Source organism: Psychrosphaera sp. 1_MG-2023 (genome assembly GCF_030548245.1).
In the GTDB taxonomy this organism is placed as follows: domain Bacteria; phylum Pseudomonadota; class Gammaproteobacteria; order Enterobacterales; family Alteromonadaceae; genus Psychrosphaera; species Psychrosphaera algicola.
On sequence record NZ_JAUORW010000007.1, the window covers coordinates 126,261 to 147,319 of the forward strand.

18 protein-coding genes are annotated in these 21,059 nt (G+C 40.4%); 13 read left to right on the forward strand and 5 right to left on the reverse strand.

The genetic code is table 11. From position 1 onward, the window contains the following. Positions 1–173 precede the first annotated feature (173 nt). The 5 genes from Q4575_RS08525 to Q4575_RS08545 all read left to right on the forward strand — a co-directional run bounded on the left by Q4575_RS08525 (position 174) and on the right by Q4575_RS08545 (position 7,735). Positions 174–2,621 carry a TIM-barrel domain-containing protein gene (locus Q4575_RS08525; RefSeq protein WP_303522351.1) on the forward strand — a complete coding sequence of 816 codons (2,448 nt, stop codon included), beginning with the start codon at positions 174–176 and terminating at the stop codon, positions 2,619–2,621. Positions 2,622–2,861: 240 nt separating this feature from the next. After that, positions 2,862–4,394, forward strand: a complete 1,533-nt coding sequence (locus tag Q4575_RS08530; protein WP_215965481.1) for a PAS domain-containing methyl-accepting chemotaxis protein — start codon at positions 2,862–2,864, stop codon at positions 4,392–4,394. A 171-nt stretch (positions 4,395–4,565) separates the two neighbouring features. After that, positions 4,566–6,029, forward strand: a complete 1,464-nt coding sequence (locus Q4575_RS08535; RefSeq protein ID WP_215965482.1) for an MFS transporter — start codon at positions 4,566–4,568, stop codon at positions 6,027–6,029. A 129-nt stretch (positions 6,030–6,158) separates the two neighbouring features. Next, positions 6,159–6,746 carry an NADPH-dependent FMN reductase gene (locus tag Q4575_RS08540; RefSeq protein WP_215965483.1) on the forward strand — a complete coding sequence of 196 codons (588 nt, stop codon included), beginning with the start codon at positions 6,159–6,161 and terminating at the stop codon, positions 6,744–6,746. Between the two features lie 332 nt (positions 6,747–7,078). After that, the gene (locus Q4575_RS08545; protein WP_215965484.1) at positions 7,079–7,735 is read left to right on the forward strand and encodes a LiaF domain-containing protein; all 657 of its coding nucleotides are present in this window, start codon (positions 7,079–7,081) and stop codon (positions 7,733–7,735) included. Positions 7,736–7,748: 13 nt separating this feature from the next. Here Q4575_RS08545 and Q4575_RS08550 read toward each other — a convergent pair whose 3' ends face one another. Further along, positions 7,749–8,744 (reverse strand): oxidoreductase family protein, encoded by a 996-nt coding sequence (locus tag Q4575_RS08550; protein ID WP_303522354.1) that lies wholly within the window; start codon positions 8,742–8,744, stop codon positions 7,749–7,751. 164 nt (positions 8,745–8,908) lie between these two features. Between Q4575_RS08550 and Q4575_RS08555 the strand changes: the two genes are divergently transcribed. The 3 genes from Q4575_RS08555 (at position 8,909) to Q4575_RS08565 (ending at position 11,988) form a co-directional block, all read left to right on the forward strand. Beyond that, positions 8,909–10,126 (forward strand): trans-acting enoyl reductase family protein, encoded by a 1,218-nt coding sequence (locus Q4575_RS08555; RefSeq protein ID WP_215965486.1) that lies wholly within the window; start codon positions 8,909–8,911, stop codon positions 10,124–10,126. Between the two features lie 296 nt (positions 10,127–10,422). Then, positions 10,423–11,454, forward strand: coding sequence for a LacI family DNA-binding transcriptional regulator (locus Q4575_RS08560; protein ID WP_215965487.1), 1,032 nt, complete (start codon positions 10,423–10,425; stop codon positions 11,452–11,454). Between the two features lie 54 nt (positions 11,455–11,508). Further along, entirely contained in the window at positions 11,509–11,988 is a 480-nt protein-coding gene (locus Q4575_RS08565) for a glutathione peroxidase (protein ID WP_215965488.1), read from the forward strand. 52 nt (positions 11,989–12,040) lie between these two features. On the opposite strand, the gene Q4575_RS08570 is transcribed toward Q4575_RS08565, so the two are convergent. Further along, positions 12,041–12,685 carry a DsbA family oxidoreductase gene (locus tag Q4575_RS08570; protein WP_303522358.1) on the reverse strand — a complete coding sequence of 215 codons (645 nt, stop codon included), beginning with the start codon at positions 12,683–12,685 and terminating at the stop codon, positions 12,041–12,043. Positions 12,686–12,819: 134 nt separating this feature from the next. Then, positions 12,820–13,818 carry an NADP-dependent oxidoreductase gene (locus Q4575_RS08575; RefSeq protein WP_303522360.1) on the reverse strand — a complete coding sequence of 333 codons (999 nt, stop codon included), beginning with the start codon at positions 13,816–13,818 and terminating at the stop codon, positions 12,820–12,822. Between the two features lie 178 nt (positions 13,819–13,996). Between Q4575_RS08575 and Q4575_RS08580 the strand changes: the two genes are divergently transcribed. From Q4575_RS08580 to Q4575_RS08600, 5 genes are all read left to right on the forward strand, one after another. Next, complete coding sequence (locus Q4575_RS08580) at positions 13,997–14,902, forward strand: LysR family transcriptional regulator (protein ID WP_303522362.1); 906 nt, start codon at positions 13,997–13,999, stop codon at positions 14,900–14,902. A 179-nt stretch (positions 14,903–15,081) separates the two neighbouring features. Continuing rightward, positions 15,082–15,639: a DJ-1/PfpI family protein gene (locus Q4575_RS08585; protein ID WP_215965492.1), complete on the forward strand. Its 558-nt coding sequence runs from the start codon at positions 15,082–15,084 to the stop codon at positions 15,637–15,639. 24 nt (positions 15,640–15,663) lie between these two features. Then, positions 15,664–16,062, forward strand: a complete 399-nt coding sequence (locus Q4575_RS08590) for a ribbon-helix-helix domain-containing protein (protein WP_215965493.1) — start codon at positions 15,664–15,666, stop codon at positions 16,060–16,062. Positions 16,063–16,182: 120 nt separating this feature from the next. Further along, positions 16,183–17,874 (forward strand): D-lactate dehydrogenase, encoded by a 1,692-nt coding sequence (gene dld, locus Q4575_RS08595; RefSeq protein ID WP_303522365.1) that lies wholly within the window; start codon positions 16,183–16,185, stop codon positions 17,872–17,874. A gap of 108 nt (positions 17,875–17,982) precedes the next feature. Next, complete coding sequence (locus Q4575_RS08600) at positions 17,983–19,881, forward strand: monovalent cation:proton antiporter-2 (CPA2) family protein (protein WP_303522367.1); 1,899 nt, start codon at positions 17,983–17,985, stop codon at positions 19,879–19,881. A gap of 288 nt (positions 19,882–20,169) precedes the next feature. On the opposite strand, the gene Q4575_RS08605 is transcribed toward Q4575_RS08600, so the two are convergent. Continuing rightward, a complete protein-coding gene (locus Q4575_RS08605) occupies positions 20,170–20,418 on the reverse strand; it encodes a DUF3297 family protein (protein WP_215965150.1) in 249 nt (82 codons plus the stop codon). A 111-nt stretch (positions 20,419–20,529) separates the two neighbouring features. Next, positions 20,530–21,054, reverse strand: coding sequence for a DUF1697 domain-containing protein (locus tag Q4575_RS08610; protein WP_303522369.1), 525 nt, complete (start codon positions 21,052–21,054; stop codon positions 20,530–20,532). Positions 21,055–21,059 lie beyond the last annotated feature (5 nt).

Here is a 21,059-nt window from a genome sequence, read left to right on the forward strand (position 1 = left end):
AGGAATGCTGTTTAATACCGATTTTACGGTGAAGTCATCACCGGGCACAACTTACAATTTTCATCTACACGGACTAATGTCAATAATAAGCAAACATTAAAAACAGGTCTAAACGTAAATTGGAATGTAGCAAATAGTATTTAAATCAACAAAGTTAATAAAGGTTTTACCTAATGAGATCCAACATATTTTGGTTATTTATCGTTATATTTTCTACCGAGGTGGTCGGAAACGAGTTAGTGTCTTGGCGGTTACATGGTCAATCTTTGGAGCTGAAAACAAAGGTCAGTCAAGTGACGTTGACGGCGCTGACTCAAGATGCAATAGAGGTGTTATATGACGCCGACGAAAAACAAATTCCGTCGTTTGCTATCGATTATGATGCCCTTAAACAAAACCCAAACTTAGCTTCTGATGTTTCTGTTGTAGAAAAACCCGGCCAATTGTTATTCACGACTGCACATATGCGAGCTGTCGTCCAAAAAGTGCCATTTGGGATTAGATTTGAATACAAAAATAACTTTTTATTCGCAGAGGAAACTGGCTTTTTTAATGAGCCTGGTAAACTCGGGTTTCGGTTTCGATTGCAACCTGGGGAGTTACTTATGGGAGGCGGTGAACGTGTACTTGGGATGAATCGCCGGGGACATCGCTTACCTCTGTACAACCGAGCTCATTATGGCTATGGCACTGAATCTAAACAAATGAACTTCTCTATTCCTGCCGTGGTGTCGTCGCGCAAGTACACTTTGTTATTTGACAATACCGCGAATGGTTGGATGGACTTAGGTCATTCCCAATCCAATGTTTTGCAGTTTGAAGCAACAGGCGGACGCAAAGCGTATGTCGTCATTGGGGGCACTACTTATCCAAATCTATTACAGCATTATGTTGGAGTGACGGGCAAGCAACCTTTACCGCCCCGTTGGGCATTTGGTAATCACGCATCGCGATTTGGATATCGAAACCAAAATGAAGTATTGGAAACGATAGCGTTGTTTCGAGAAAAGCGGGTACCAGTTGATTCAATTATTTTAGATCTATATTGGTTTGGTGCGGAGATCAAAGGTCACATGGGGAACTTGGATTGGGATGATAAAACCTTTCCTGCCCCGGAATCGATGATTTCGACATTAAAACAAAATGGTGTCAACACTGTTCTGATCACCGAGCCATTTATTCTAACAAGTTCAAAAAAGTGGACTGAGGCAAACGAAAATAGGGCATTAGCTACAGATTTAGGTGGAAAGCAGACGAAGACGTTTGATTTTTTCTTCGGAAATACTGGACTCATAGATGTCTTTAAAGCCGATGCACAAGTGTGGTTTGGAAACGTATATAAACGTTTAGCGGCCCAAGGTGTTACTGGTGTATGGGGAGATTTAGGCGAACCAGAAGTGCACCCTAAAGACATGTTACATACACTCTCCAACGCTCAGAATATGCAGGTTACTGCCAACGAGATACATAATGTTTATGGTCATCAATGGGCAGATTTAGTGACTACAGCACTTACTGAATATGATGATAATGGTCGCCCATTTATGATTATGCGTTCAGGCTTTGCCGGTTCACAGCGGTTTGGCATGATCCCCTGGACTGGCGACGTAAGCCGGTCATGGGATGGCTTAAAGCCGCAAATTGAGCTGACATTACAAATGAGTTTGTTGGGCATGGCCTACACTCACTCAGATTTAGGTGGTTTTGCCGGTGGCGACACTTTTGATAAAGAGATGTATATTCGGTGGTTACAATACGGTGTATTTCAACCAATATATCGGCCCCATGCTCAGGACAATATTGCACCTGAGCCTATTTTTCATGATGAACAAACCGTTAATATAATTAGAGAATCGATTAATCTTCGATATAAATTATTGCCTTACAATTACACATTGGCCTATGAAAATACGACAACGGGCATGCCACTGATGCGGCCGATGTTTTTTGGTGATGAGCAAAATTTTGATTTATTGAAGATAAAAGACCAATATTTTTGGGGAGACTCTTTTTTAGTTAAACCGATAACGGATCCTGGGGTGACCCGTATCCCTATCATTTTACCACCCGGCATTTGGTTTGATTTTTGGAATGATAAGCCGTTTAAGGGCGCACAAACCATTAACTATCAAACAGCGTTATCAACAATTCCTGTATTGGTTCGAGCAGGTTCAATAATCCCTAGTGTTGAATTAATTCAGACAACAAAAGATTACAGCAGTGATGCGTTACAACTCGATTACTATTTCCATCCTTCCGTTACCACATCACAAGCAAAAATGTATGAAGATGATGGTTTATCAGCCAACGCAATCGCGACAAAGCAATTTGAGTTATTGCAATTTTCAGCCAGAATTGAAAACCTTGATAAAACGCCAATTTCAGCGTCTACGCTTACATTTACTTTAGCAAAATCTAATGACGGTTTAGGCTATAAAGGTGCGCCAATGAGTCGTGAAGTTACGCTGGTGATTCATAATTGGCAAACAACGCCAAAACAGGTGGAAATAAATGGTGTTCTCGCTAATTTCGCTGATTATGACTGGGATCAAGACAAATCAAGGTTAACTGTTAAAATTGCCAAATGGGCTCAAAATAATGTAATGATCTCTGTGAGGTAGCCGTTATAGGGGATGTGTCAGCCAATCGCATTTTAATTTTTGGTTTCAACATCTAAAGTCTATAACACAAATACTTGATCGCATGTTTGGTTGCTTTTTGTCCAGCTCGCGGTTTAAAAGTGATGTAGATCAAGTATTTTTTCGTTATCTTGCTATTTTATTTGAAACGTCTGCTATATAGGATGTATGACACGTTATAATTTGTTGGATTGTAATTTAAGTCAGGAAAAGGAGAAGTGAATGGCTAGGCGGGATCAGGCAATAATTGCAGAAGAAGTTGATTTTGATGTAAATGAAGAACTTGTCTCAACCACGGACACCCGTGGAGTTATAACCTATGCTAACGATAGCTTTTGTCAGGTAGCAGGTTATACCAGGGAAGAAATGATCGGCAAAAATCACAATCTGGTTCGACACCCAGACATGCCAAAAGCGGCTTTTGAAGATTTATGGTCGCATTTAAAAAAAGGCGAAAACTGGCGAGGTGCAGTAAAAAACAGATGTAAAGATGGACGCTATTATTGGGTTGATGCCTACGTAACTCCTATTTATGAACAAGGTGAATTAGTAGGTTTTCAGTCGGTTCGTCGACATTTAAGTGCCCAACGAAAAAAGAAAGCGACCGAGATTTATCAGGCGATAAATCAAAATAAAAATATTGAACCTAAGCTGCAGAATATTCAACTACGGCATATTGGCTTTGGTCTATCGGCTTTGTTAGCTGGCGCGGCAAGTTTTAGCTTGAACTGGATTGCTTTGCTTACCCCTGTTTTACCTTTCATTTTTTATTACCCTGAATTATTTACAACCCCTGCGTTTTTCAAACGATTGAAACAAGAAAATGACAGTGTTTCGCGGTGGGTTTATTCTGGAACAGGGATTCATAGTATTGCTGATTTTCATCTAAAGTTATTTGAAGGTAAAACCCGAACAATATTGGGGCGTGTTATCGACAGTTCACAAATTATGGCCGTTGGTGCGAGTACGTTAAATGGTGCGGCACATAAAGCAAAACTTGGGGTTGAACAAGAAACCCATGAATTGCATCAGGTTGCTACCGCAGTGGAAGAAATGGTTGCAACGATAGACGAAGTGGCACAAAACACGGTGAGTACATCTACTAAAGTAAGTGAAGCTCACGCCGATTGTGAACGTGCTAATGCGGCAATGACTCATACAATGACACAGGTTTCCTCGTTGGCAAAAGAAGTTGAGAAAAGCGCCAACTCGGCAAATGAATTGGCGTCTGAAGCTGAAAAAATTGGTTCAATAATGCAGGAAATTCAGGGTATTGCGGATCAAACTAACTTACTTGCACTAAATGCGGCAATAGAAGCTGCTAGAGCCGGAGAGCATGGCAGAGGGTTCTCCGTTGTAGCGGATGAAGTTCGAGCGCTGTCAAGCCGAACCCATGGTGCGACTGAACAAATTCACAAATCGATTAACGAAATTCAAAATACGTTATTGTCTTGGTCCAAAATTATGGAGCAAGGTAAAGATTCGGCTGACGCCTGTGTCGCCGAAACTCAAGAAACTCAAGATATCGTGAACAGCGTTTATGCTGCGATCACTGATATAGCAGACTTGGCTATGCAAATATCCACAGCAGCCGAAGAGCAAAGTTCTGTTTCTCAAGAGATCAGCCGAAATATCGTCAATATTAGCGATGCATCACGTATCAATTTAGAGCAAGCTGAATTTGTCGAATACGAAGCAAATGAAATTCAAACCCGTTGTAAAAATCTAGCCTCACTGAGTTTAAGCTTTAAGTGATTTGTTAATAGCTAAAACCATTTTAATCCCGTCCTTATTGGGGTTGCGATGGTTTTAGTCTCCTTTCTTGCCTGAATACGTATGTAGATGATTGTTATAAAGAATCGTTACAGGGTAGTCTATGAATAATAAGAAGAGTGGCGTGTTGACCACAATCAATGGGACGTATTTATGAATCAACCTAAGTTGTCATTTTGGCAAATTTGGAATGTGAGTTTTGGTTTTTTAGGTGTACAGATAGGTTTTGCGTTACAAAACGGTAACGTAAGTCGGATCTTAACTGACCTAGGCGCGGACTTGTCATCTTTATCACTATTTTGGTTAGCAGCACCTATTATGGGCCTGCTAGTTCAACCCATTGTTGGCGCGCTATCAGACAAAACATGGAATGGCCTTGGCCGTCGATTACCCTTTATTTTAGGTGGTGCTATTGTCGCAGCCGGTGCCATGGCGTTATTGCCTAATGCATCTATGGTGGTCGCATTTTTACCGCCAATGATTTTTGGTCTATTAATTTTTGCAATTAAAGACGCCGCATTTAATGTCACTTTCCAACCGTTTCGCTCATTAGTGTCGGATATGGTGCCTGCTGAACAACGCAACTTAGGTTATTCAGTTCAAACGCTTCTTATTAATATTGGTGCTGTTGTTGGTTCTATTTTGCCTTTTGTTTTAACAAACGTAGTTGGTTTAGATAATGTCGCAGAAGCAGGGCAAGTTGCGCCTTCCGTTATTTGGGCATTTTATATTGGCGCCACGATTTTGTTAGGTTCGGTCTTGTGGACGGTATTTAGAACGAAAGAATACGCGCCAGAAGATTATTACAAATACAAAGGTATGGACATTGAAAAAGTCCAAGCTGAAAATGAACAAGATGCTAAAAAATCAATGGTTGAAAAAGTTGTTGGCCTTTGGCAGTTAATAAAAGCATCACCTGAAATTATGAAACAACTGGCTTTAGTCCAATTTTTCTCATGGTTTGCTCTTTTCATTATGTGGACATATCTTCCAGCGGCCTTAACTCAACATGTATGGGGTGTAGGTGTTGAATGGTTTGACCCAGCTTATTTAGCCACTCATGCCGTTCCGGACGCAATCTCGCAAGCCAAGGGGGCGGCGGGTGACTGGGTTGGTATTTTATACGCAGCACAAGCGATATTTTCAGTATTGTTTGCCATTGTATTAACTAAGTTGGCAAATAAATTTGGTCGAAAACTTGTGTACTCGTTATCGTTGTTAGCTGGTGGCTTAGGTTATTTGAGCATGTTTTTATTCCAAGATACGACATTAGTTACGGTTGATTTGTTAATTACTCAAGTGACCGTCGCTGAAGGTGCAATTGGCATTGTACTGTCGATGATTGGTGTTGGTATTGCTTGGTCTGCAATATTAGCGATGCCTTATGCGATATTGGCTGGGGCATTACCAGCGGATAAAACCGGTGTTTATATGGGCATATTTAACTTTACTATCGCGGCACCGCAAATTGTCTCTGGTATCGTGTCAGGTTGGGTGCTTGGCAGTATATTTGCGAACCAGGCAATTAATATCATAATGCTAGCCGGTGTTTGTATGATACTTGGCGCTTTCTCCGTGGGTTTAGTAAAAGACCAAACGGAAGCGACGCAAGCTTAACAGGGCTCGCAATTTCATAAGTGTAAACACCCGATAACATTCGGGTGTTTGTCTTTTTGGGGTAATAGATTGTTTCTACGTGATGCTTAGCTACAATCGTAAGGAATCAAATCTACAGGAATAAGCCCTTTGAAAATCTCTATTATCTCTGGCAGTTCGCGCGCCAAATCAGCTTCATTGAATGTATCCACGCACATCAATCAACTCATGTCTAACATCGACTCTACGGTTGACTCTACGATATTTTCACTTGCCGCCAATAAACTACCTATGTGGGATGAAACTACCGATTTAGCATCGCTTAGCGCGTTTCAAGACGAACTGGCACAGGCCGATGCCTTTGTTTTTGTCATCCCAGAATGGCACGGCATGGTACCTCCTGCAGTGAAAAATTTGTTTTTCCTATTCTCCGGTGTATTTCGTCATAAGCCGGCGTTTTTAGTCTGTGTTTCATCGGGAACTGGTGGGCGTTACCCTATTCCTGAAATGCGCAGTTCAACCTACAAAAATAGCTTTATAAACTACATTCCCGTCAGTGCGGTTATCGACCGAGTAAATACGGTCATAGACGAAAATGGCAATTATATAGCCGAAAAGGCATTTGTTCAAAACCGCCTAGATGAAGGGTTACGGATCCTTATTGAATACAGTAAAGCGTTTCAGGCGATCAGGGCAAGCGACATTGTGCAAGAAAAACGATTCCCAAATGGGGTATAAATTTCAATTTCCGCGTTAAGTTTAATTTAGAATGACTTTCTAATTTGGGTGGAGCGTTTTTATTTCTTAATTGTTTTGTTAAATTAATTAAATTGTGGTCGATTACACGACATTTTGACGTCACTTGACACGTTTGGTTTCTTTGTTTTTCTTATCTGTTTGTTTTTAAAGGAAATTAAAGTTGGTTTGCAACTTGCTCTTCTTTAGCGACAAAAGGCGCAGTAACAAAGTAATGAAAATATTGCTGTAATTACTCGCTAAACCAAAGTTAGGCTTTTACAATAAATTAAGTCGACTCAAATTGACCAAAAAAGAATAAAGGGGATAACATCATGAGTGTAAAATTGGAAGACCGCCCAATTGAGCAAGTACGAGAAGAATGTATTGACAAATTGATCATTAACTATAGCCATGGTGTGATCTCATCAGATGCATTTGAACGAAGACTTGACCAACTCATGACCTCTGAGGTTCATAGCGAGATGTTAGCGCTAGTGGTTGATTTAGAAATGGATATTGACCAAAAGTACGAAACATCGAAGGAAAAGCAGTTTACCCCAAATTATGCTGAAACAACTGACGATGAAGTGCTAACGTTAAATAGCATATTAGGTTCAGCCGAGCGAAGTGGCCAGTGGCGCGTGCCTAAGCGCATTAAAATTTTAAACGTCATAGGCTCAGTTACTTTAGATTTCACCGACGCTATTTTCCATCATCAGAATGTCACTGTAGAGATTTTTAGTGTACTGGCTAGCGATGAAATTTATGTGCCTGAAAATGTCAATGTAGTTTGCCAAACCTATGGTGTTATCAGCAGTATTGAAAATAAATCTCCTTCACTAGCAAATCGTCAAGCTCCAACTATAACCATAGTCGGTAAGTCGATTATCGGTTCGTTAGAAATTAAAGTGAAACGTACAATTAAAGAAAAGTTTTTGGCATTTGCCGAGCAAATGAAAGAAACGTTTAGTACTAATCGCGCCAATTAATCACGCGATAAGATTATAAAAAGCGGATTTGATTTAACCCCAGATCCGCTTTTTGGATCATGTAATCACTGATCTTAATACTTTGTGGGTTCCATCCGAGCAAAAACCGATATATGTCAGCCCATGCCAAAGGATAGAGCTGCTGGTATTCTTCAGAGAGTTGTTCAAAGTCCAGCGAATGTTGATAGTAATTTAATGCCGATTTTAGCGACGTCAAATATTCCATTAATATTAAGTCGTCATATTCAAAAAGTTGTTGATTGTTTAAACAGCTAGCCGCTAAACATGTTAAGTCCTTTACACCATGCCCGAGTCCGACATATTGAAAGTCGACAGCGGCAACATCTAGGTTATTTTGATGAAAACACAAGTTTTGAAATTTTGCGTCACCGTGTAACAACGTTTTAAATTGACTCTTATTCAGCACTTCATCTATCTCTTGTGCGTGCTCTTTCAAAGGGCTCGGCGCCATTTTATTGTATTCATCTTGCCGTGTTTGATAATGCCAATAAGTACCAATGGGCCAGAGTGACTCAGCTGTTGAAAACATAAATTTGCCATGAAAATAAGCAAGCCAACGTATCGCGATTTTGAAGGTATGCCACTGTGCGACTTCCAGTCTTTGGTTGTAACCTAACGCATCTAAATCTTCTAAGACCAATAGTATTGATGATTCATTGCGTTGTTGGGCAATTAGCTGAGGAACGTAACAATGTTTGTCAGTGTGGGCTGCATAAGCTTGATAGAAGCTTGTTTCAACTTGGTATGACCGCAATTTACGCTGGTGCCCGATGTTTGAATTCCAGCCTCGTGGATGACTTTTGGCCGGTGACAAATCAATATTTTTCACAATAAATGAGGCGCCTGAATCGAGACTTTTATAGCGTGCGACTTCGCCATAACCACTCCAAAGTGACTGCAGTTGTTCAGCATGGACGATGCTTGAGTCGTCTAATAGCAGCTTCAATTGAGCTAAATGTGGTGCTATCTTTAGTTTTGAATTTGGCACAGGTTTATCCTCAAAAATAAAGTTGTAATGTAAACTATTCAACTGGTTAGTTGAAGCATACACGAGCGGTCAATAAACAGTAGTAGAGTCGCAAAATTGCGTTTACTATCAAGTTAATTGGTTTAAATTAATATCCTACGTGGATTAGCTTTGAGAGATTTATTGTGAAATATGATCTAGTTATTTGGGGCGCGACAAGCTTTGTTGGTCAATTAGTTGCAGAGCGGATGGTTAATAAGTATGGCGAACACTTAAAAGGGCGCATCGCTTTTGCCGGTCGTGACATTAAAAAGCTACGAGCATTAAAAACCAAACTTAAATATAACGCAGACTTACTTGTGGGTGATGCGGGTGACGAGTCCTTTATTTTTGATTTGGTCAAACAAACAAAATTGGTGATATCCACTGTCGGACCTTATGCCCTATATGGTGAAAATATGGTACGAGCGTGCGCAGAGTTAGGCCGCGATTATTGCGATTTAACCGGTGAACCACAGTGGATTAGACACATGTTAGAAAAATATGAAGCGGTCGCTAAAGCTAACAAAGCGCGTATTATTCATTGTTGTGGTTTTGACTCTGTCCCTTCTGATATGGGGGTCTATTATCTTCAAAGTAAATGTTTAAAGTTGTTTAAAGAACCGTGTACAGAAATTCGCTATCAATTCCGTAAATCGAAGGGCGGCATTAGCGGTGGCACTTACGCTAGTCTGCTAAATGCTATAGAGTCGATCAAAGCAAATAAAGCCGATGCTCGCAAATTCAAAACACCTTATGCCTTAATATTGGATCAACCTGAAGGTTTACCGTTTCAAAAAAGTGTATCTGGCATTGCATTAAACCGTCCGGGGAAAGGGTTTTTAGCGCCGTTTGTGATGGCGAGTATTAATACCAAGGTAGTCCATCGAACTCATTATTTGATGCAATTTAAATGGGGCAAATCATTTTTGTATGATGAGTCGATGTTTATGGGCACTGGAATTAAGGGGCTAATAAAATCCACAATGACCACATTTGGCCTTGCAGGATTTATGTTGATGGCCTCATTTGGCCCAACTCGCCAAATATTAAAGTCGTTTATGTTACCTAAACCAGGCGAAGGGCCAAACGACGATGTCATTAAAGCGGGATTTTTTAATGTTAGATTGATTGGTAAAATGAAGTCCGGTAAGCGGGTCGAACTCACGGTATTTGGTAAAGGCGATCCTGGTTATGGCAGCACCTGTAAAATGATCACAGAAATTAGTATGGAATTACTAGAGACAAGTCGTGTCGATTCGGGGACTGGATTTTTAACTCCTGCTTCAGCACTAAAGTCTGAAGGATTAAAAAGGTTAGAAGAAAAAGCCGGAATTCAGTTTCGATTTATTACCTTAGAGTAGTATTGGAAATGACATTTTTTGACCTAGTTATCGTGGGTGTTAAATTGCAAATAAGTTGAATTTGATCATCAAATTAGCTGTCATTGTTGCAACAAATTAACGAGTTTAAGTTAAGTTGTTGCATTTTTCTTAAGAGACTTTAGAATCCCATTGAAGTTATTATCCGCTTAGAAATCTTTCTTTGAATACGTATGTATTGATTATTAAACACTTGAAAAATTAAAGAAAATAAATTTTACAGACGTAGAAACTAAGGTTAGTATGAGTCAAATACCGTAACCAAAGTGAAAACATTTGTGAAAGGTAAAGCCACATCATTTGACATCGCATATCGAGCTGGGGTTTCTCAATCCACAGTTTCAAGAGCACTTCGACATAGTCCGTTAGTGAGCGAAGCAACACGACAAAAAATCCAAGAAATAGCCAAAGAACTAAATTATACGGTTGATAAAAACGCCAGCAGTTTGCGTTCTCAAAGCAGTACAACCTTAGCACTTTTGTTATTTGAAGATCCTACGAGCGACGACTCGTTAATTAACCCATTTTTCCTATCTATGTTAGGCAGTATCACACGTGAGTGTGGAGTATTAGGTTATGATCTATTAGTGTCTTTTCAGGAGCTAAATGCTGATTGGCATTCGGTTTTCAAAGACAGTAATAAAGCTGATGGCCTTATATTACTTGGCTATGGTGATTATCTAGATTACGAGTCGAAATTAACAGAGTTGGTCGAACATGGAACTCCCTTTGTACGTTGGGGGGCCGAAACAGAAAGTATTGAAACGACCTCAATCGGCTGTGATAACCACCATGGCGGAAGACAGATCACGAATCATTTACTGCGTCTTGGCCGTAAACATTTTGGGTTTGTTGGAACGATTAATGAAAGTGCGCCTGAGTTTATGGCCAGATATCGCGGACATGTGGCGGCGTTAGAAAAAGTTGGTATTAAAGCCGATCCTGCGATGCAAGCTGACGCGGTGAATATGGCGGAAGACGGATATGAAGCGACGCTAAAACTACTTGATAAAAACAAAAAGCTTGATGCCTTGGTCGTAGCGAGTGATTTGTTGGCAACTGGCGCAATTAATGCCATCCACGAACGTGGATTAAAAGTACCAGAAGACATAGCAATTGTTGGTTTTGATGACATTCCAATGGCACGTTATACGTCGCCAGCCCTTACTACATGTCGTCAAAATACAACGGAAGCCGGTAAATTGTTGGTTGATAAACTTGTGGAAATGATCCACGGCAAACCAGTTTCAAATACCTTTATGAAAACGCAACTTGTGGTTCGTGAATCCTGTGGGTCAAATTCAGGTTAACAGAAATTATAACTTAAATGAGTTAATGACAATTTTAGTGTTAAAGGATAATAAATGAGCCACTTTTACGATTTTAAAGCGACGTCGTTGCAAGGCAAAGAGATTGAGCTAAGCGAATATAAAGGTAAAGTTGTTTTGATAGTGAATACCGCCAGCAAATGTGGTTTTACTTATCAATACGAAGGCTTGCAAACGTTGTTTGATAAATACCAAGATAAAGGTTTAGTGATCTTAGGATTTCCTTGTAACCAGTTTGGACAACAGGAAAAAGGCGACAGCACTGAGATCAGTGAATTTTGTCAGCTCAATTACGGCGTGTCGTTCCAAATGTTTGATAAAATTAACGTTAATGGCCCAGATTGTCATCCGCTTTATACGCATCTAAAATCGGCTAAACGCGGTATTTTAGGCACTAAAAAGATTAAGTGGAACTTCACTAAGTTTTTGGTTAATAAAGAAGGTGAGGTTGTTTCTCGTTTTGCAACTGCGACTAAGCCTGAAGCTATCGAGTCTGCAATTCAAAAATTGCTTTAAAGTTAAGTACTCTCTTAATGAGAGTACTTGTTAAATTGAATTACAGGCAGAACTATAATTCCTGTGCTATTTCTTGCAGTACCTTTTTGAATGACGCGGCAGGCTGGCCACCAGAAACTGAATATTTATTGTTAATAATAAATGTCGGAACCGAGTGAATGCCACGGTCTAAACTTAATTTCTGTTCAGCTCTAACCCTCTGTGAATACTGATCCGAGTCTAAAATGTTCTCCGCTGTAGCGACATCAAGATCCACCGATTTAACTATTTCTAACAACTTTTCTTTGATATTCAATGGCGTGTTGTTGGTGAAATGTGCACTAAATAACGCCAGCTGTAATTCATGTTGTTTACCCTGATCTTTAGCCCACGTAAGCAGACGATGTAAATCAAAGCTGTTGATCATGCGTAATTGGTCGGAGAAATTAAAATCAAATTCAACGTCTTTTCCACGCTGTGTGAGCATGTCTCTATTTTGATCACTTTGTTGCTTAGTTATGCCATATTTTTCCATGATATGCTGGGTTAAGTCTTGACCCTCAATTGGCATTTGTGGATTGAGTTCAAAGGGAAGCCAACTGATCTCGGCTTCTAAACTTGGCGCAAGCTGCTGAAGAGCGTTTTCTAATCCTTTATAACCAACGATACACCAAGGGCACATAACATCTGACACGATATCGATTTGTAACTTTTTCATGTTAAATCCAATAAAAATAATATTTGGGTTAAAGCCACTACAAAAATGACACTTTTGCTAAAAAAGTGCCATTTATTTTAATGTTTGTCTGTAACAACTTATGTAAAAACGTATGCCACGTTTGTTAGTTACACTTATAGCTTAACTAACAATTTGCCTTTGTTTTCGCCAGTGAAAAATAAGTTTAACCCGTCTATAGCAGACTCTAATCCTTCTAATACATGGGATCTATGTTTGATTTTCCCAGCCATAACATAAGGCGTTAACTTTTCGAGTAGGGTTGGGATTTCATGAAAATGATCAGGCATGGTAAAGCCTTGAATGGTTAGACGACGTTTAATTACATTCATCCAGCTTGGTCCAGGTGTTGGTACTTGTTTACTGTAGTCGGCAATTAGGCCACATACAACAACGCGGCCATGGGCGTTCATACGATCGACAATCATACTTTGAATAGGACCGCCTGTGTTTTCAAACAAGATATCGATACCATCAGGTGCATGTGAGGCAAGTTGATCATCTAAATTGTCGCTTTTGTAATTAATCGCCGCGTCAAAACCAAGTTCATTAACTATCCAGTCCGCTTTCTCATCACTGCCTACTACTCCAATCACGCGTAAACCTTCAGCTTTTGCCAGTTGGCCAACAATCGTTCCTACCGAACCGGCCGCGCCTGTAACCACAATTGTTTCACCTTTTTGCGGTTTACCAACATTAAATAACCCCTGGGTCGCCGTCAAACCAGGTAAAGCAAAAATCGATAATATGGCTTCGTCAGGCAGTGGCGCCGCAACTTTATTAAGTCCTTGGCCATTACTCAGAAAATACTCTTGCCAGCCCATCATGCCCATAACCCGTTCACCCACCTTAAAGTCTGGGTGATTACTTTCGACAATTTCACCAATACCTGAACTGCGCATTACATCACCTAATGCAACCGGTGGGATGTAGCTATTGGTGTCTGGACTCATCCAGCCAAACATAGCGGGATCAAGAGACATATGATTTTGTTTAACTAAAAATTGACCTTCGCCAATTGTCGGCATTTGCTTTTTAACAGAAGCAAAAAGATCAGCGGTAATCGGGCCACCAGATGGGCGTTTTACTAAGTTGATAGCAGTATATGTTGTCATGTGTCTGTTTCCTGTCTTCAAATTTGTTTTAGTCATGTTTCATTGAGGTCATTATTCAATGATTTTGATGTAAGATATATGGTGTAATACGACAATATTTATTGTCTTTATAACAATAATAAAATGAGCAATATAAGACAGCAGTAGAAATAACTCACAAAAATCAGTTGGAACATGTATGGATAAGTTAAGAGCAATAAAATACTTTGTGAAAGTGGTAGAGAAGGGCAGCTTTAGTAAAGCGGCTGATTTGTTTTCGGTCCCGCCTTCGTCCTTATCTCGTCGAATTGCCGATTTGGAGCAAAGCCTAGGTGCAACACTTTTAAAACGGACAACACGAGCCGTAAGCTTAACTGAGATAGGACAAATATATTACAACCAGGTCTGTGAGGTTCTAGAACTACTAGCCCACAGCGACGAAACCGTTCGAAGTTATCAGGCTAATCCGATGGGCGTGCTTAATATCAGTTCAATGGTCGGGTTTGGTGAGCGAATATTATTGCCACTGCTAGACGAGTTTAGTGAGTTGTATCCCGATATAACGTTAAATGTCAGCCTAAGTGATGACGTGTCCACGTTATCGAGGGAAGATGTCGATTTAGCCATTAGAGGCGGATACGCCCCCGATGAGCATGTGGTGGCGGTAAAACTGATGGCCAATGATTTTATTATCGTGGCTTCCCCCGACTACTTACGGCAGTTTGGTACACCAACGAACGCATTGGATTTGAAACAACATAAAGGCCTATTTTTCAAAAGCCCCACAGGTCCAATACCTTGGATTTGTGAAATAGAAAAACAGTGGCAGGACGTCTCAGCAGAACAAGTCCTTATTAGTAACAGTGGCAACTGGTTAGTGGAAAAAGCCATGCAAGGCTGTGGAATTTTGATGTTACCTCGCTGGGTATTAAAGGATTATATTGAATCCGGTCAGTTAACCGAATTGATAATTACCCCAACCGTAAAAGTGACTCAGCAAACTAACTTTGGCGTTTTTTTGCTGTATCAAAAACAACGACATCAAGTGCCTAAGATAAAAGCCGCAGTGGACTTTTTAGTCTCCAGAATTAAAGGTGTTTATTAACAGCCGTATTAAATTTAAGCCTAATGATTAAGGCGTGTTCTCGAAAAGTAGTATTCCCATATTACCCTGACAATTGCCTCATATGATTTACTGGATTTGCAAACACGGCATGAGCTAAACGATTTTCAGCAGGGTTGGCTAATGCCTTTTGATTCTAATAATAAAATGAGGATTTAAAAATGGCTAAAGTACTAATGATCACTGGTGACTTTGTTGAAGATTATGAAAACATGGTTCCTTTTCAAGCGCTATTAGCAATGGGGCATGATGTTGAAGCGGTGTGCCCTGGCAAAAAAGCAGGTGACACGATTGCAACGTCAATTCATGATTTTGAAGGTGATCAAACCTACACTGAAAAACGAGGTCACAATTTTGAGTTAAATGCGACATTTGCTGATGTTAATGTTGACGATTTCGATGCATTATATTTACCTGGGGGGCGTGCTCCTGAGTACCTACGCTTAAATCCAAAAGTTATTGAAATAATTCGTCATTTTGCAACGAGTGACAAACCCATTGCAGCAGTATGTCATGGTCCACAATTACTCAGCGCAGCAGGTGTTATTGAAGGCAAAAAGGTATCAGCTTACCCGGCGTGTCAACCAGAGATGACCATGGCAGGTGCAGAGTACATTGAATTATCAATGGACGGCGCAATTACCGACGGTAAGTTAGTCACAGGTCCAGCTTGGCCAGCTCATCCGGCCATGTTAAAACAGTTTGTGGCATTGTTATAATTTTGTAAGTGTTTAAGGGGACTTATGTGTCGACTTTTTATTAACGCCGATAGCCAGTTATGGACTTATCGGACCAAATCACTTCGCATCGATGGGGTTGTTACTTCAATTCGATTAGAGGAGTTTTTTTGGGATATATTAGAAGAGTTATCATTTCGCGATCAAATGTCAGTAAATCAAATGATAACAAAGTTGTACCTTGAGTCCCTTGATGCCGACCACGACATTAGCAACTTTACCTCTTTTTTAAGAGTATGTTGTACCCGCTATTTGTCGCTTATCGCAGACGGGGATTTGTCTAGAAAGGCTCAGCAGCCTTTAGCTGATATTAATTCTCAGGAAATTATGGAGCAAGAACGGCTTCGAAGTAATCAACGAAAGGTGATGTTTGGCTCACGTGAGCCTAAAACTTCCGTCAATTAAGTTCTTGTTACTTAGCTATAACTCTTTAGGTATAGTGATTTAGCTGCCGTTATTTCTATCATGTCTTTATTATTAACGGTAGCCCATTCTGTTAACATCAAAAAGTAGGTTTATTCAAAAATGCCACAGCAGTCTCTCATTGCCTGTTTCAAAAAAATTGTCGGGCCACGCAATGTACTTACCAGCGAACGTGCCACAGCACCATATAGAAAAGGTTTTCGTGAAGGGCAAGGTCCTGCTTTAGCTGTTGTGAAACCCACCACGCTTTGGCAGCAGTGGCAATTGCTGGAAGCCTGCGTTAACGCCAATGTCATTGTGGTGATGCAAGCGGCAAATACCGGATTGACTGGCGGGTCTACACCCACTCAAGGTTGTGATAGAAACACGGTTATTATTAACACCACACAAATAAACGATATCCACGTATTAGACAAAGAACAGCAGATCGTCGCTTTACCGGGGGCCAGTTTATTTTCGCTAGAAAAAGCCCTTGCGCCATATGGAAGAGTGCCACATTCGGTGATTGGGTCATCGTGTATTGGTGCATCAATTGTCGGTGGTATATGTAACAACTCTGGTGGCGCATTAGTCGAACGTGGCCCAGCTTATACCGAACTAGCGTTATACGCCCAAATAGACGAAGCAGGTTCATTGCGACTCGTTAACGAACTCGATATCGAGCTAGGCGAAACCGTTGAAGAAATACTGACTAATTTGCAAAACAAAACATATTCGCAGGATGACATTAAGACCACTGAAAAGTTAGCGTCCGATCGCGATTATGCCGACTGGGTTCGTAAAACAACCGATGATACTCCCGCTCGTTTTAATGCTGACCCTCGACGATTACATCAAGCAAGTGGTTGTGCCGGTAAACTTGCAGTGTTTGCCGTACGAGTTGATACGTTTTTGAAAAACGAGCAAGAGCACACGTTTTATGTGGGCACTAATTCGACTCAGGCACTGCAAAAAGTCAGAACCAGCCTATTAGAAAAAGCGACAAATCTTCCTGTTTACGCTGAATACCTCCATCGGGATATCTTTGAATTGGCCGATAATTATGGCCGAGATACTGTATTGCTAATTAAACATTTGGGAACCAATTGGCTACCTAAATTTTTTAATGTCAAACGACAGTTAGATGCACTTTGCCGTAGAATACCGTTTTTAAAGCAAGGTTTTATCGACAAAGTTGTCTATCGCATTGCCAAACTGTTCCCAAGCCAAACGCCAAAAACGCTTCATCAATGGAATGACAAATTTGAACATCAGCTGATATTAACGGTCAAAGGGGATGAAAAAGACGTAACTGAATTATTGTTAAATGAGATAAAAACAGAATACGATTTAGATTATTTTCTCTGCACTGAGGCCGATGCGAAGTCCGCTTATTTACTGCGTTTTGCCGCAGCGGGTGCAGCGGTTCAGTATGCAGCGATTAACCATAAAAAAGTTGAAGATATCGTCGCACTCGATATCGCGTTAAAGCGTAATGATACAGATTGGTTTGAGACTTTACCTGAGCACCTTAATAGCAAGTTAGTTAGTAAGTTATATTACGGCCACTTTTTGTGTCATGTATTTCACCAAGATTATTTGGTACGAAGCGGTGAAGACCCGAAGAAGATCAAACAAGCGTTACTCGCACTGCTCGAAATTCGAGGGGCTGAGTATCCTGCTGAACACAATGTCGGCCATCATTATCATGCAAAGCCTGCATTGGCTGACAATTACAGAATGCTCGATCCTACAAATACGTTAAACGCAGGGATTGGCCGCATGTCGAAAAATAGAAACTATCGCGAGTCATAGTCAAATTTGCAGGCCGTGTCAGCCTGTTCGTTTGCAAAGAGCAGTGACAATTGGTGTATAGTTATTACTAAGTATTAGCTAGCGTTATTTTTATTTTTGGAGAACTCGATGTTAGAGCTTGCTGTCGTCTATTTAGCGGCTGCTGTTATAGCGGTGCCTGTAGCGAAACGCTTAGGTTTAGGCTCGGTGTTAGGCTATTTATTAGCTGGAATATTGATAGGTCCGTTTTTATTGGGTCTTGTTGGTGACCAAACCGATGTCATGCACTTTGCTGAATTTGGCGTTGTTATGATGTTGTTTTTAGTTGGTTTGGAGTTACAACCGTCGAGGTTGTGGAAACTGAGACATTCCATTATTGGGTTAGGGGGCCTGCAAGTTACGCTGACAAGTTTAGCTATTTTTGCGACCTGCTATTGGGTATTTTCGTTACAATGGCAAACCGCTCTGGCCATCGGCTTGATGTTAGCTTTGTCTTCTACCGCTATCGTTATACAAAGCTTGAATGAAAAAGGCTGGACCAATCAAGAAGCCGGTCAAAACGCGTTTTCTGTATTGTTATTTCAAGATATTGCGGTCATCCCAATCCTAGCGCTATTTCCATTGTTAGCCTTTAGCGATTCTATTGGCACTGTGTCTGATCACGGCAACTTAATTGCGCACTACCCAGTTTATCTGCAAGTGATGATCTCAGTTGCTGTCATCGCGAGTATTGTTTTTGCGGGGAAGTATGTATCGACGCCCTTATTTCGATATATAGCAGAAACACGACTACGAGAACTGTTTACCGTAATGGCGTTGTTTTTGGTCATTGCCATTGCGTATATAATGCAAAAAATTGGACTATCTCCCGCATTAGGCACATTTTTAGCGGGTGTCGTTTTAGCCGAAAGTGAATTTAGGCACGAACTGGAAGTGGATATCGAACCATTTAAGGGGCTGTTGCTAGGGTTGTTTTTTATCACCGTTGGCGCGTCAATTGACTTTCCATTGTTGTTTGAACAGTTCTCCACTGTAGCAATGCTGGTTCTTTCCCTCATAATTCTCAAAGCTACGGTGTTATTTTTCCTCTCCGTAATTTTTAAAATGCAAGGCAAACAAAAGCTGTTGTTTACCTTGGCCTTAGCTCAAGGTGGTGAATTTGCTTTTGTTCTGTTGTCATTAACCACGTCGTTACAAATATTGGATCCAGAACAAACTAAGTTAGCGACCTTAGTTGTCGCAATATCTATGTTAATGGCCCCATTGTTACTGATGATTTACGATAAGAAGCTGAACAACTCAAAAGCCTCCAAAGCTGAATATGATAAGCCTGAGCACATAGAGGCCACTAAAAGTGTCATTATTGCCGGATATGGTCGTTTTGGCCAAATCATTGGTCGTTTATTAACAGCACAGGGTTACCACTTATCTATCCTTGATCACAGCCCAAGCCAGATAGAGATGGTTCGCCGTTTTGTTAATAAAGTACATTACGGAGACGCAGCCCGAAAAGACCTGCTTGAGGCGTCTGGAGCGCTTGAAGCAAAGTTATTAGTGATAGCAATAGATGACGCAGATAAAATTTTAGAAATTGCCGCTATGGCTAAAAAACATTATCCAAACCTGGCGATTGTCGCACGCGCTATTGACCGTGGACATGCTTATGAGTTAATGAAATTAGGGGTCACTTCGTTTCGACGTGAAACCTTCGACTCCGCATTAAGCCTAGGCGTCGAGGCGTTAACCTTGCTAGGTCACAGTCAGGAAATGTCCGCACGTGCAGGACGAATTTTTGTTGAACATGATAACGAATCAATGAAAATGTTAGTGGACGTGTGGGGGGATGATTATAGTTACGGTGTTGCCGTTAAACAGCGACTGGAAGTGCTAAAACAAGTACTGACAAATGACTTAAAAGAACAAAATAAAATTAATACCTGTCAACAACCAGATTCTAATGAAGATTGCGACGATAAGATAACGAGCAAAACAGTGAGTGACACAGGAAAAAATAGCAAGAGAAGCTAACCCATGCTGTTGTTTTAATTTAGATATTAAATTAGCAATCTAGATATTTACTGGCGTAACTGGAAATTCAACAATAGTAATATGCTATTTTCAGTTAGCTGGTATACCTTAAAGTTTGCCGCTTGGTATGTGATTGATCGTTCATATGAATTAATTTAATCTAAATAGCTAACGTTATGGATTATTATCAACGAGCAGTGTTGATTTTGGATCTAATACAAAAAAGCGGAACTCATAAGTTCCGCTTTTTTATAGTAAAGTTGTAATGATAACTCTAAGACATAACCGTTATTTATAAAAGGCCTCAACAGTTCCTTTCATCTTGATTAGTAGTGGTTGTCCGCGGCGGTCTAGTGCTTTCGCAGAAGCCACTTTTACCCAGCCTTCGCTGATGCAATATTCTTCTACATCGTTACGCTCTTTGCCATTTAGACGAATACCAATGTCGTGCTCGAAAATTTCTGCCACATGAAATGGGCTGCGAGGATTACCTGAAAGGTGATCCGGTAATTCCGGTAGTGATTTAGTATCGTTCATGTATTTGACCTGATTAAATAAAAGCTTCGCCATTTTAGACAATAACACCCCAGCGCTCAAGCATTGCTATTGAGTTTTGCCAGAATCGTAGGTTAATCATCTATAATTGGTTTAATTTGCCAAGTTGTTCAACATAATACCCAGTTTATTGATGGTATTTAGATTCCTACCGGTTGCGGTTTGGCCCAAACAAGACTCTATGTTTGCAATGAGTTTAGAGCGACCAATACCGTTAGGCGCATGTAAATAAAATACATTACCTTTGACTGTATATTTTTCAGAATCCGCAAGGTATTTTGTTAACTTATCCGTGACTAAGTTGATGTCATTTTTACAGAAATAAAAATGAACAAATTTACCTTCAAATTCTGCGTAGGGGTTACCGTCAACAGCGGATGTAAATTCCGCCTCATTTAAGCTAAAAACCTCTGGCGAAAAACCATAATGCTCTGCAATTGTCGCCTGCACTGCATCAGCAGGGGGGATTTTACTTTTTAATACAATATTGCCACTTTGAATATAGGACGATACATTTTCAAATTTGCTCAACATTAGAAGTGCGACAAAATCTTTCATTGGCAATAAGTTTTTTCCACCTACATTAACGCCTTTGAGTAATACGACAAATTGTTGCATCAAAC